Source organism: Shewanella sp. VK101 (assembly GCF_056497865.1).
In genome coordinates this window covers 2,208,500-2,221,554 of the sequence record NZ_CM151402.1, presented here as the reverse complement: position 1 = coordinate 2,221,554, position 13,055 = coordinate 2,208,500, and the positions used below count along the sequence as shown (strand labels likewise).

Here is a 13,055-nt window from a genome sequence, read left to right as displayed (position 1 = left end):
AAAGCGGCGCATGCTCAGATTAAGGAACCAAAGGGAGTTCATTATGTGTAAAGATTGCGGATGTTCACTGCCCAGGGGCAACGGCGGGCATCATTCTCACGAGCATGGTCATTCTCACGGACACGATCACAATCACGGTCACGATCACTTTCATGACCATTCCCATGAGCACTCTCACAGCCATTCTCATAGCCATTCTCACAGCCATGGCACAGTACACACCAACCCACAGCTGAACGACAGCAAGACACTGTCGGTGATCCACAAGATCCTCGACAAAAACGACATCGAAGCTCAGCACAACCGTGAACACTTCGAATCCCACAAGGTGATGGCCTTCAATATCATGAGTAGCCCCGGCAGTGGCAAAACCAGCCTGCTGGAACATCTCGGTGCCTATACAGACAAAAAGTACTGCGTCATTGAAGGCGATCTGGAAACCTCGCGGGATGCCGACCGCCTCAAGGCCAAGGGCATAGAAGCGATTCAGATCCAAACCGGCAGCGCCTGCCACCTGGATGCCTTTATGGTGCACGGTGCCCTGCACCAGCAAGCGCTCGACAACATGGATATCTGCTTTGTCGAGAACGTCGGCAACCTGGTGTGCCCGGCCAGTTATGATGTCGGCACCCACATGAATATTGTGCTGGTTTCCATCCCCGAGGGCGACGACAAGATTGAAAAATATCCTGTGATGTTCCACCGCGCCGATCTGGTGCTGCTGACCAAGTGCGATCTGCTGCCCTACTTTGACTTTGATGTCGCCGAGGCCCGCGCCCAGGTGAGTAAACTCAACCCCAAGGCCGAGGTATTGGAAGTCTCTACCAAAGATCCCGCGAGTTTGACCCGGGTCGCCCAGTGGCTGGATAAGCAGCTCGCCGCCTTTACCGAGCGCACTTCGGAGGCTTGCTGATGTGTTTGTCTATCCCATCCCAGGTAGTGGAGCTGCACCCCGAAAGTCAGAGCGTTACCGTGGAAACCCTGGGGGTTAAACGCACTGTGAGCTGTCATCTATTGGATGAACCGCTTGCCATTGGCGACTATGTGCTTATCCATATCGGCTTTGTGATGAACAAGATAGATGCCGAATCTGCCGCCGAGAGCCTGGCGCTGTACCGTGAGATAGCGGCCAAACTGGAGGCGGAAGATGGCAGAGCTTGAACTCAGGCAACTGTACGACGGCTTTCGCTGCCCGGCCACTATCCGTAATCTGGCCGAGGAAATCACCGCACTGGCTCCCAAGCTGGCCGAGCCACTCAATATCATGGAGGTCTGCGGCGGCCACACCCACACCATAATGAAATATGGCCTGCTGCAGCTGCTGCCGGAAAATATCCATTTCATTCATGGCCCGGGTTGCCCGGTATGTGTCATGCCCAAGGAGCGGATAGATCAGGCCGCCGCCCTCGCCCGCCTCGATGATGTGATCTTGGTGACCCTGGGCGATATGATCCGGGTTCCCGGCTCCAAGGGTTCACTCGCCTCTGTGCGCGCCGAAGGCCATGATATCCGCGCCGTCTATGCCCCGCTCGATGCGCTGAAAATCGCCGCAGAAAACCCGGACAAGACCATAGTCTATTTTGCCATCGGCTTTGAAACCTCCACGCCGATGACGGCGATACTGCTGGAGCAAGCCGAAGCCAAGGGCCTTAGTAACCTCTTGTTTCATATCAACCATGTGCTGGTACCACCGGCAATAGATGCGGTAATGAGCCACCCCGAGACCAAGGTCAACGCCTTTATCGGCCCGGCCCACGTCAGCGTTATCAGCGGCGCCCGCATCTATCGTCCGGCGGTGGAACGTTATCACACCCCTGTGGTGGTCTCGGGCTTCGAGCCAGTGGATGTCATGCAATCCATTCTCGCGCTGGTCAAACAGAAAGTCAGCGGCCGCTGTGAACTGGAAAACCAGTATCAACGCGCCGTCAGCGAACAGGGCAATCTATTGGCGCAGCAAAAGGTAGAGCAGTTCTTTAAGGTACGCCCCAGTTTTCGTTGGCGCGGCCTTGGCCCCATTGCCGACTCGGCACTGATGCTGAAACCCGAATACAGTCACAGGGATGCCGAACGCCGCTTTGCCGAGCGCTTGCCGGTGAAACAGATAGACGATCACAAAGCCTGCCAATGCGGCGATATTCTGCGCGGCATGGCCAATCCCAAGGATTGCAAAGTATTTGGCCGCGGCTGCACCCCGCAAACACCGCTCGGCAGTTGCATGGTCAGCTCTGAAGGCGCCTGCAATGCCTATTACAGATATGCCGGAGTAAACTGATGTCCGATAAACGAGTACAACTGAGCCATGGCGGCGGTGGCCGGGAAATGGCTGAGCTGATCAACAAGCTGTTTTTCGATGCCTTCGACAACCCCATTCTCAGACGCGAAGAAGACGCCGCCTGTTTGCATCTTGGCGGCGATTGCGCCTTTACCACAGACTCATTTACCGTGGCGCCACTGTTCTTCAAAGGCGGCGACATCGGCAAGCTGGCCATTGCTGGCACAGTCAACGACTTAGCTATGATGGGCGCCGAGCCGCAATATTTAAGCTGCGGTTTTATCATAGAAGAAGGCTTTGAAATCAGCCGCCTGAAACAGATAGTCGCCAGCATGGCCGATGCCCTGTCTCAATGCGGAGCCCGCATCGTCTGCGGCGATACCAAGGTAGTGCCCAAAGGCTGCGCCGACGGCATTTTCATCAATACCTCGGGGGTAGGCCGCATTCTCAAGCCGGGCATTTCGGCTCATGCGCTCAAAAGTGGCGATGCCATCTTGCTTTCGCGGGACATAGGGCGTCACGGCGCCGCCATCCTGAGTGCCCGTGAAGGGCTGGAGCTGGAGTCTGAACTCAGCTCCGACTGCGCCGTGCTCTGGAATGTGGTGGAGCAACTGATCGCCGCCAATCTGGAGATCCACGCCATGCGTGACGCCACCCGCGGCGGCTTGTCGGCCGTGCTCAACGAGTGGGCCAAGGCCTCGAGTAAGGGCATTACCCTCAGAGAAACCGCCATTCCCGTCTGTGATGAGGTACGCGGCGTCTGTGAACTCTACGGTTTTGAGCCCTGGGATCTCGCCAACGAAGGCAGCTTTGTCATCGCCCTGCCCCGCGAACTCGCCGAAGGCGCGGTCGAAATCATGCGCCGCTTCGGTCATTGCGACCAGGCCTGCATCATAGGCGAAGTAGGCGAACAACATCCTGGTAAAGTGGTGCTTGAATCGGCCTGGGGCAGTCGCCGTTATTTGGATCTGCCACAGGGCGAGCTGTTGCCGAGGATCTGTTGATGCACGAGTATTCTATCGTCAGCGCCCTGATGGAGCAGTGCCAGCAACTCGCCGCCGAGCACGGCGCCAAGGGCATTGCCCGGGTCGCCATCAAGATAGGCGCCATGAGTGGCGTCGAGCCTGAGTTGGTTCGCACCGCCTTCAACACCTTTCGTGAGCACAGCGTCTGCCACGATGCCGTGCTCGATATCGACATAGCGCCGCTGACGCTCTCCTGCAATCAGTGCCAGCAGCAAAGTACCCCAGAGGAACGTACCGTCATCTGCCCTCACTGCCACAGCCAGGATACCCGGGTCATAGACGGTGAAGATATGCTATTGATGCAACTCGAGTTAATCACAGATTAATCCAGCCCAGGCAAAGCGGCGCCGCTATCTGTGTTGAGCTACACGCTGTAAAACTTAGGGCCAAAGGCTATCGCGTTCGGTAATGCCTTTGGCCATATATCTTTGGCCTTTTCATCACTCCTTCCCCATTACTGTCTTACCGTCAGTAAAAGCCTTTAGAGTCTCATTTCTAAACCATGGCTGCACTTGCGGCTTGTTTCGCCAAGCCAACTTGGTTATTCTAATGATAATTCAATTAGTTATAAAAACAGCCAATACAGGGATGGCTGGCATCATTTCGCCTTCAGGCAAATTCAGGGACGAAGTCAGTTTCGTGCCCGTGCGGTAGCTATGGCGGAAACTTTATAGCAGATAGTTATTTAAGCGCAGACGCGACGCCCTTAATCTACGCGATTAAACTCATTCCTCGCCTGTGATTCTAGCGTGTGAACGGCTTCATGGCCGAGTACTACTTGTTTAAATATGGAGGAGACATGAAAATAAAAAAACTAGTTAATCTTAATCAGGTAAATTGTCCTGATTGTAGCACTCAGATGCCTTCGATAAGAATTCCTGATAACTTCCAACAACTTATATGGGGCGGTTGGGTATGCCCTAAATGTAAATGCGAAATGGATAAGCACGGAAATAAGTTACAAGATTCGAATAAATAGATTTTGCGCGTCATTTCTGTAGTATCAAATTAAAAGCTATAAAGGTAGATGTGTTAAATAATTAGTATATTTTAGGCCTAAAATCGTACATGTACGTTTAGTGTCAGGATTCTGGCCAAACTGTAACAATGCAAACTTACACTCCTCCGAGAATCGAATACGTATGTGTACAATATTATGAAGCTATTGGGATTAACGGTTGGTGAGATAATCGGCGCAATAATTGGGTGGGCGTTTCCTATCGGACTAGATAAGTTGTTCGGTATATCATAGTGCTACATAGTGGGTGAAATCGTATAGCAAAGCTCAAGCTGGATTCGCCAAGCATGCCATTTCTACTATGCGTTGATTTTAGTGATTAGGATGGAATGCGGCGGTATCGGTATTACGTTGCTTACTCCTTAACAGGGCGTTGATATGATTTAATTTACCGAAAGCTCGAGTGTTAGTGAGCAAAGTACCGTAGTAGTTGCACAACTTCGGTAGACTAGTCAAAACCCTAGTCACGTCATTGATTTACTTATGCACGTCCAACCCAATAATAAGCGTGTTAGCTTTAGACATGTCGGCCTCCTATAATTGTTCGCCTATTGGGTCAACAAATAGTATGGCTCTGACTCAATTCATCCGTAAGAAACACGGCAACCGACACTTGCTTTCATAGGGAATCATTATATTTATTGCTATTAAGGAAAGTTTTGAGTATATAGTCGACACCTTAAAACCGTTATTTACTGAATTAGCAAGCAATATATTTAAAGCGCGTATACACCTTTCAACTGCCAAAAGTAGAAATTATGCAATGGTCAAAACTTAAAAAGCGAGTTGAAGAAAATTTTGCTGAATCCATCAAAGGCAGAATTGAAATATTTACAACTTCTTATCGACGACAAGGTGAAATTGCTCGAAGTTGGGTTGTCATTGATGGCAAGCAAGGCATAAGTCTTACTGATTATGAGTCTTGGTCGGAACAAGGGGCATATTTTCATGAGTTAACCCCAACAGATTGCCTGAAACATAAATCAGTAGATGGCTTAGAAAGAACTATGGGGAGTTTATATGAAGCAGGTGAGTTCAGCAGTTATGACTTCAAAATTATATGTTTCGAGTCATTGAGCTTATCCGCTCATGATTGTATTAAATCTGAACATCCGCTATTACGTGTCATAGGTGTTCTTCATCGTAAACTAGGTAAGGCTAAGGTCAATGAAATGCTAAAGGACCCTCATCCAATGGTTGTTTACTTTGCAGATTTTCGTATAAAGGCAGAGGCAGATGACCTTTCCCAATATTTAAAACCATTTCCGGATAACAAGCTAGATACCGCCCTTAAAAACCAGGAAATTCCATGATAGATTTCACCTCTCTACCAGATGAAAACACAAAACGATTTGTCGCCGTACTAAATAAGAAAGTTGATATGGGGCGCCTGTACAATGCCCTGGGTCATATGACGGCCGGACTGGTCGCTGAAGTAAATGACTTAGACAGACTCTGTTTTCTGCAATATCGGGATAAGGAAGAAGGTATTCATCCATCAATATCCCATTATCCATTTATCGTTCTTAAGGCTGACAATTCGAACAAGATCAGAAAAGTCCGTGAAGAACTCCTGCAACGAAATATCCCATTCACTGACTTTACAAACACCATGATAGTAGGAACATCCGCCGAGCAGGTAAAAGCAACGGCTGAGACATCCGAGCAAGATCTGGAATACTTTGGTATTTGTATGTTCGGCGATACGACTGTGCTTAAAGAGTTTACCGGTAAGTTCAGTTTATTCAAATAGTAGGACAGCAGATACGGAGCGCTATACTACAATCTTCAGATTCTGAGGCAGATAAAATCAATGAATTAGCCGACAACGAGGGCAACTTTCATCGGGAATACTGTGTTTAGATTGCCCTATATGAGGCCGCAAGCGAGAGCATTGAAAACAAAAAGCAATATATTTCTGCTAAGTTTAGTATTGCATCTAAGAGATGAACCTTCACCCCCCACAACCCGATTGAACCATTTTGGATAGTAATCGATTGCAAATCGATGTTCAAATTCAGATGGCAGGTTAGATATAAACAACCATTTGAAAATCTAATAGTAAAAGATAATAAGATACATTTTTTGGACTGATATTTTCGATAGCGAATCAAGTCCAAATTTATTAAAAGGAAGTAATATAGTGACAGAAGTAAACCAAGAGATATTATGGGATAACGTATATGATGCTAGAACGGCTGTATTCGAAAAGAAATTTGGCCTGTTCCCAGATGAAATCCTTAAACTGGGTCATATGACAGGTGTATGGCCAGGTGGTGGCTTGTTTAAGTCTAAAGCCAGCGAATTGGGTGACGACCTATGGCTTTACACCACTTTTGGTTTAACCAATCCGGATATGCCAACCCAGTACTTGCCCCAAAACATTAATCAAACAGATGGTAACATTGAGCTGACTCTGACAAAGAAAGAAACAGTTCCTGTCTATCCTGAGCGGCCGGGTTATGGATACGAAATTATAGTACTTACCCAAGGTGAGGCAGATTGGCCACTAGGTTTGTTGCAATGGGCCGTCAATGCGGAAATGCTTAACGATGCAGACCTTTTGGGAATAGTCAAAAAGTACAACGGCCTAACTATTGAAGATGTTGTGGTGGGAGACGGCGATTACGTCAATGTACTTATTACCCAGGCACACAGTCCGCTGCCAGGTAGCTTCACATTACCTAATGGTGAAGGCCAACTACTGATAGCGACTGTGATTACTGACGATGAGATGGCCTGGTCAATGAAAAACGGTCGAGACAAGCTGTTAGCCAAACTCCTTGCATCGAACGATAAGCAAGTCAGTGTCATTAACAGACCTTCGGTGTTAAATCCCGCTTCCATTAACTACTCGGACATCGACAATCGAGAACAGGCAGAAGAGCTCGCAGCTCAAGGTATGTTACGAAAAACCTATCTCTTCCCATTGAAGTTTGGTGGTCAGGACGATCCAATGAATGTGGTCTATCTACCAAAGACGGCCTCACTGAGCAAAAAAGTGTTCGATCAACAGGTCATGGAGCTGGCCCAGCAAGGAAACATAAGTAACTACTCGGCCTCACCGAATTATCAAGCAGATAGTTTTATACCGGAAAGTATCGACATTGTAGCTGATGGCGAAGCCGGGATATCAACTAGAATTGAAGTGTGGTAATAGGTAGCTCTGGCTTTATTTGACTCTTGACACAAGTCGGTTAACAGCCCAGCTACCCGCACTGAAAGTAATTAAGGTGTTCTCATTGAGATACATTGAGGACACCTTATTAACAGCCTGTGCTTGTTGTCAGTGTACCTACTGCGAATGAAGCTTGAGCCTTGAGCCCCGAGGCGCTTGCAGAAGCACAGATGACTGTATCATTGAAATCCAAAGTTAGAATAATTTAGCATTGCCACCAATAGTTGCCAAGTTAAAGACGCTGCTATATTTCACTATCCATATCTCATAAATAAAAACCATGAATAACGAACAATTAATTAACGCTATAAGAAATAAAGAAGCTGATAAATTAAAGTGCTATAGCTATGATGACATGTGGTACGATGTTATTTCCACGCAAATACCAGCTGACTTTGAGCATTTACTAAACAACTACCCGTTTAAAAACAATGAAGAAAAGAAGGTTATCTTTCTTCAACTATTGATGAGTGATATAGAACATTATTTAAAGGAAGACTGCATTGGAGCATTCCTGAATCATTTCCCCCCTGAACAGCTCAAAGTTGATTTCCCTGAAGGGATACTCACAATAACACAGTATGAGAACAGTTTTTATGTTTTCAAAAAACTCGTTGAGAATAAATTTCCACTAGATCACAACATATTCCTACTTATGGGCTGCCGAAATAATCAGAAAGAGTATCTAGAATTTATCACTCAGCATTTTAATGTAACTGATGAGATCTTGGAGCAAGCGCTAGATCAGATCATAAACTCAGATTATTTTGGTGAATCCAGCACAGATGCAACTCAAATTTACTTGATAAAGTACCTGCTAGAAATGTTGAATGTAAATTGCAAGCTACCAGGAACGTCCGACCATGATTGGTTATATCAAGAGTGCTTCGAAAATGTTCCTCCTGCAGCTAAATACTTCTACACTGATGATTTTGATATAGCAATTCTTTATGATCAAGAGTATTGGGAATATATCTCTGAAAACTACCTGGAAGATGAAGACTATGAAAGCCTCTACCTTGCAGCTCTTGATGATATAAAAAACAGTAACCTGGATATAGATTTTGAGCAGATGCAAGCTATATTCATCGATTTGAACATGCCGGCTGCGGCGCAAATATTTTCTCATTAGACAATTGTCAAAGAGGCGCGTTCATATCAGTAAGCAGAGAGCAATTGTTTATTTGGCTCAATTAGATCCATCTTGGAAACGAACTCAACATGAACAACAAGTATAGAGCTCCAGCGAGCAAGTGCAATGGCCTCCCTAAAGATCTGAAGCTGCTAGTTCCTTTTATGCTCCTTATATCGACTCCCTGTACCAAAGCACATGCCGCTGATTGGTATTGCTTCGTGTCTCAAGATGAAGCCCATCCAATATACTTGGCTTTTTCCTTTAGCGATGAAGAGAGTAAAGAGTCCCTGGTTTGGTATAAAAATGGCTCAGATGTCATCAAGCTTGAGCAAACGAGTCTTGAAGGCATAGAAATCACCGAAGGGAGACCCTATGAATATACCTATAAATACCTGGAAAAGATCGATGGAATAACATCTGGAAACTATACCATTGTTGTTCAAGGGGCAAATTTTTACCGTTTTGAATATAAACCGAAAAATAAAAATAAGGTTTATGAATTCAACATGGACCCTGAATCCCAGTTGGACGATACTTGCGTCTGGCAATAACCCTGCCTTCAGGGTTTCTTTGGCCGTAACGGTAAGTTAATAAAGATAAATCAAGTCAAAGGTTGTGCTTACCAGCTATCCTATCAAGCCAACCTATTGCTGCTGAGATTCTAACCTCTTCTAATGCAACACCAGGAACAACAATAATATCGCTCCGGCACTAAATAGATTGGTTTTCCAGAACGAATCTTTGGCAAGAGTGTGCCTAATCAGTACACCACTCCCCCTCAGCCAACCTGCCCAGCAACCGGCTATCAGTGCTTGTAGCATTAAAATAGTCCCCACCACCATATAGGTCAGATCCAACCAACCCTTGGATGGAAACATGGAAGGCAACAGGAGTAATCCAACAATGCCCGCCAAGGCAGCCCAACTGCAACCCACCAGCAATGCCAACAGAGAAGATAATAAAAATCCCTTTAATCCTTGCATCACACTCTCCTTGTTTTCGATGAAATGGCTTCCCTACCTGTAAACCTTTACTATTTTTTATCTATCCCTATGGTGAGAGTCAAGGTGAGTGACGACGTTAAACCTCAGCACAGTTTACCCGCCTATGGAAAAGCTGATCTGAACAATACCTGAAAAAACATCAGAGAAATTATGCGTTGACTCACGCAGTTACTTCAATCCCAGTTGCTGGCGACCAGTTTGATTGAGATAAGGCGCCACGTCACTCAAAGGTAAAAAGAATTCATTTTCGCAGCCGTTACCGCGAGGATATTCCCAGAATCTGAGCCCATCCAGCCCATCCTGGGTTTCCAGAGTTAAGTGGTAATTGCCCTTTGCACCATATTCTGTACTACCACAATCGAACTCGGGATCTTCCTCTTGTTCACCAGTTGGGAACCATTTGGCCTGCAGCCCAGATGGCAACTGATGTGTCTGCTTATCGGGGTCAGTATCGTAAAACCATTGCCAAGGGTGAAAACGCTCACCTGTATTAAGATCAAAATTGGTATAGTTAATCGATATTCCGCTGGCGCCATGCCCTGCGGCCCAACGGTAGAATCTGACACTGAGCCAGGTGTCGTTAGCAAAACTCAGCTCTACACCGGTTTCGTCGCTGAAAGCTGTGCCCATGCGCCCGAGAAAGTCTCTGCGAGTTTCGTAATAGAGTTCAAGCAACTCAACGCTGGTAAGGCGTTGTTTAAGCCAATGATTGATTTTATTCAGCCCGGCTTGCGCGCCCCGAAGTTCAAGCCCCATCTCACCACCGTAGGTAAGCTCACGAAATTCCAAGGCGTTGTTGAAACTTTGCCAGGCACCGCGCTTTATTTGGGGCCGGGTTTCCAAGGCCTGATTATAGGCTTCGCTGCTGCAGTCTGTTGCGCCATCGGCGGCAGTGACTCGGCTGAGGCTGATAGGTAAGGTTTTATCCCTTTGCGCCAGATACCAAGTACCCTGTAACTGATCATCTTGAAGAGAGAGTCGCCAACGACCGCTGTCATCTTGCTCCTGGAAATGGTTGTCTTTGAATTCCAGGCTGATAGGCGTCAAGTATTTCAAATAATAATAGCTACCTGAATCGCCATATTCGTTAATGCAGGCGCGGATCTGCGTCTTTCCCAAAGTGCCCTGCCATACACCTGCCATAAGCCTGCTTTCTTGCTTGGTCATGCCACCTTGACTGGCATAGGCGCAGGTGCTGGCCATTAACAACGCAGAAGCATAAACAAAGGTTTTGACTGCCATCCCTGTTTCCTTATCCTGATGATCGAAAGCTGGCAGCCTAGGGGATGATTCGATGAAAAGCAATGGCTTGCACCTGGCATTCAAGCAAAATGCGAACCTGGGCAAGCTGCGCACGCTTGGGCTTAACTCCCCATGCTGACAGGCACTCACAAAGTGATAGGCCTTGAAAGTGCCTGCTTCGGACTATTTAGGTTATTGCAGACCGGCCTCGAAAGTGAGGAAAATTTCACTGACTGTCTTATCCGCAAGACGAGTGTCGGCGTTAGGTTGCTCGAATGATGCATGCAACATATAGCGGCCGGCCCTGGGCAGTTCAAAACTCACCTTGCCTTCTTTGTCTGAGGTCAGCGTCAATTCCTGTTTCTGGTTACGGTAAAGCGTGCCTTCTTTCACAATCGCAACTTCCACACCGGCAATCACCTTACCCTGGAAATAGAATTGCAGCTCAGTGGGTTCCTGCTCGACTATGTCAGCCGGATGGGTCAAGGGTTTGAGTTCCAGATATTCCCCTTTTACTTCAAAAGCCTTGTCACTTGGCTTGTTGAGAGTGACATAGGACTCGACCCGTGAGAAATACAGCGCCCCTTCGAGATCGTACGCCCCTTTGGGCATCATCGCCTTGGTGGTTTGCTTGTCAGTACGGCTACGGACGCTGTCTTGCTGGCCCTTGAGCTTATAGCGCGACATATATCTTGGCTGGGTCTCTTTCTCGAATCTGTAGGTACCGTCTTCGGTCAGGCGATAGTCAAACACAGACTTACGGCTGCCGCGGTAGCTTGAGGATGGTCGCTCCTTGGTGCCGGACGGCGTGATGATTTGCACATCTTCAGATCCAAAAGGTTTATCAAACAGGAAGACTTCGTTACTGGCGCTGACATCTGAAGTGATCCACACACCTTTGCCGGGATCGGCAGAGACATTGAACTGGCTGGGCAGTATAAATCTGTCATGGGCCTGCGCCGTTTGTGCCAACAGACAGGCCCCCAGGGCCAACAAGAGTTTGCTTGTTTTCATCATCTTTTACTCCACTAGGTATTGAAGGCTAATCGTGCCGGTTTCTATGGTGGGCGCTATTTCAGCTTTGAAAGGCTTGCCGTCGAGCTGAAATTTGTGTCGTACCAAATCCCGGCCACCGTGCTCACGTACCACCTCCACCAGCAAGGTATATTTACCGTTGGCAACCTGGCCCCCTTGGTCATCTTTGAGGTCCCAGCTGATGGGATACTTGCCCGCAGGCCGTGTTGCCGACGCAATGGCATCGACAAAGTTCATGTCATCCCGCCCGGCCTTGCGCCACCAGCGACGAATGTCTTTCAGCCACTTGTACCCCTCGCCTTCCTGCATGACCCAAAGGCTCAAAGTTCGCACGCTCTGCCCTTTGGCATCCTCCACCCACACGGCTGTGTAAGGCCTGTGGTATTGGCCCGTGGTGATTTCCGGCAGTGTCAGATTAATCTCCAGCGAATCGGCTTGGGCCTGTCCCAGGGTTAAGCTGCTACTCAGTAATACCGCCAAGGACAGAGACAATCTGGTTTTCAAAGGTTTGCCACTCATACATTCTCCATTCACAACACACCAAAGGTAGGGGGTACTAGTTCATGCTTTTCCGTCTGTCACTTTGAACTCAGGGAACAAACAGCAGATAGATAAGGGCACAGGCACTGCTGACACCGACCATGGCCAGTAAGGATTTTTTCAATCTACGGCTCTGAGGCAACAGCAGGAAAGCACCGGTCAGGGAAAACAGGATGATGAGAATTGAACAAAGATCCAGCATCCAGACCCACAGGGTGCCACTGTTACGCCCCTTATGCAGATCATTGAGTACTGCGATAAGACCATAATCTATCTGCTCGACATAGGCTTTCCCGTCCAGCAGATCCAGGGTAATGCTCTGATAGCGCCCCGGCCCCTTGTGCACCAGCGCCACTTCATCTTCACTGAACTCGGCACTGTGACCATCCACTCCCCAGTGGCTACTGAGCCAATGCGCAGTGGCTTCGCGCCAATCCGGGTCTTCACTATTCACCGGCAACAAAAATCCCGGCAGGGCTTCTTCCGATGCCAGGCTTTCTCCGCCCTGGCGGATAAACCAATCCGGATGATTGAGAGTAATACCGGTAAAGGCAAAGAACAGCATCAACAGCAGCAGTGCCATGGAAACATAGATATGAACGACGC

The 13,055-nt window shown here is 47.8% G+C and carries 15 protein-coding genes; 10 read left to right on the top strand and 5 right to left on the bottom strand.

The window, feature by feature from the left end:
- Nucleotides 1-43: 43 nt before the first annotated feature.
- The 10 genes from hypB (at nucleotide 44) to ACSHSR_RS10085 (ending at nucleotide 9,179) form a co-directional block, all read left to right on the top strand.
- Nucleotides 44-913 carry a hydrogenase nickel incorporation protein HypB gene (gene hypB, locus ACSHSR_RS10130; RefSeq protein ID WP_025887314.1) on the top strand — a complete coding sequence of 290 codons (870 nt, stop codon included), beginning with the start codon at nucleotides 44-46 and terminating at the stop codon, nucleotides 911-913.
- Nucleotides 913-1,161, top strand: coding sequence for a HypC/HybG/HupF family hydrogenase formation chaperone (locus ACSHSR_RS10125; protein ID WP_025010286.1), 249 nt, complete (start codon nucleotides 913-915; stop codon nucleotides 1,159-1,161). Before hypB ends, ACSHSR_RS10125 begins: the two co-directional genes overlap by 1 nt.
- Nucleotides 1,148-2,272, top strand: coding sequence for a hydrogenase formation protein HypD (hypD, locus tag ACSHSR_RS10120; protein ID WP_025887312.1), 1,125 nt, complete (start codon nucleotides 1,148-1,150; stop codon nucleotides 2,270-2,272). Before ACSHSR_RS10125 ends, hypD begins: the two co-directional genes overlap by 14 nt.
- Entirely contained in the window at nucleotides 2,272-3,276 is a 1,005-nt protein-coding gene (gene hypE / locus ACSHSR_RS10115) for a hydrogenase expression/formation protein HypE (protein ID WP_107352072.1), read from the top strand. Before hypD ends, hypE begins: the two co-directional genes overlap by 1 nt.
- Nucleotides 3,276-3,623 (top strand): hydrogenase/urease nickel incorporation protein HypA, encoded by a 348-nt coding sequence (hypA, locus tag ACSHSR_RS10110; RefSeq protein ID WP_025887310.1) that lies wholly within the window; start codon nucleotides 3,276-3,278, stop codon nucleotides 3,621-3,623. The genes hypE and hypA overlap by 1 nt, the downstream gene beginning before the upstream one ends.
- A 1,450-nt stretch (nucleotides 3,624-5,073) precedes the next feature.
- On the top strand, nucleotides 5,074-5,628 hold the full coding sequence (locus ACSHSR_RS10105) for an SF0329 family protein (RefSeq protein ID WP_025887308.1): 555 nt from the start codon (nucleotides 5,074-5,076) through the stop codon (nucleotides 5,626-5,628).
- Nucleotides 5,625-6,068, top strand: coding sequence for a DUF2000 domain-containing protein (locus ACSHSR_RS10100; RefSeq protein ID WP_044734545.1), 444 nt, complete (start codon nucleotides 5,625-5,627; stop codon nucleotides 6,066-6,068). Before ACSHSR_RS10105 ends, ACSHSR_RS10100 begins: the two co-directional genes overlap by 4 nt.
- 390 nt (nucleotides 6,069-6,458) lie before the next feature.
- Complete coding sequence (locus ACSHSR_RS10095) at nucleotides 6,459-7,472, top strand: suppressor of fused domain protein (protein WP_479631466.1); 1,014 nt, start codon at nucleotides 6,459-6,461, stop codon at nucleotides 7,470-7,472.
- A 301-nt stretch (nucleotides 7,473-7,773) separates the two neighbouring features.
- Complete coding sequence (locus ACSHSR_RS10090) at nucleotides 7,774-8,625, top strand: hypothetical protein (RefSeq protein ID WP_144131088.1); 852 nt, start codon at nucleotides 7,774-7,776, stop codon at nucleotides 8,623-8,625.
- A 221-nt stretch (nucleotides 8,626-8,846) separates the two neighbouring features.
- Nucleotides 8,847-9,179, top strand: coding sequence for a hypothetical protein (locus tag ACSHSR_RS10085; protein ID WP_479631465.1), 333 nt, complete (start codon nucleotides 8,847-8,849; stop codon nucleotides 9,177-9,179).
- Nucleotides 9,180-9,299: 120 nt separating this feature from the next.
- Here the strand turns inward: ACSHSR_RS10085 and ACSHSR_RS10080 are convergent, their stop codons facing one another.
- From ACSHSR_RS10080 to ACSHSR_RS10060, 5 genes are all read right to left on the bottom strand, one after another.
- Nucleotides 9,300-9,611 (bottom strand): hypothetical protein, encoded by a 312-nt coding sequence (locus ACSHSR_RS10080; protein ID WP_025887295.1) that lies wholly within the window; start codon nucleotides 9,609-9,611, stop codon nucleotides 9,300-9,302.
- Between the two features lie 189 nt (nucleotides 9,612-9,800).
- On the bottom strand, nucleotides 9,801-10,874 hold the full coding sequence (locus ACSHSR_RS10075; RefSeq protein WP_219013555.1) for a hypothetical protein: 1,074 nt from the start codon (nucleotides 10,872-10,874) through the stop codon (nucleotides 9,801-9,803).
- 192 nt (nucleotides 10,875-11,066) lie between these two features.
- A complete protein-coding gene (locus ACSHSR_RS10070) occupies nucleotides 11,067-11,891 on the bottom strand; it encodes a DUF4198 domain-containing protein (RefSeq protein ID WP_232785993.1) in 825 nt (274 codons plus the stop codon).
- Nucleotides 11,892-11,894: 3 nt separating this feature from the next.
- Complete coding sequence (locus ACSHSR_RS10065) at nucleotides 11,895-12,428, bottom strand: DUF2271 domain-containing protein (RefSeq protein ID WP_025010275.1); 534 nt, start codon at nucleotides 12,426-12,428, stop codon at nucleotides 11,895-11,897.
- Nucleotides 12,429-12,498: 70 nt separating this feature from the next.
- The gene (locus ACSHSR_RS10060) at nucleotides 12,499-13,032 is read right to left on the bottom strand and encodes a PepSY-associated TM helix domain-containing protein (protein WP_371873312.1); all 534 of its coding nucleotides are present in this window, start codon (nucleotides 13,030-13,032) and stop codon (nucleotides 12,499-12,501) included.
- Nucleotides 13,033-13,055: the final 23 nt, after the last annotated feature.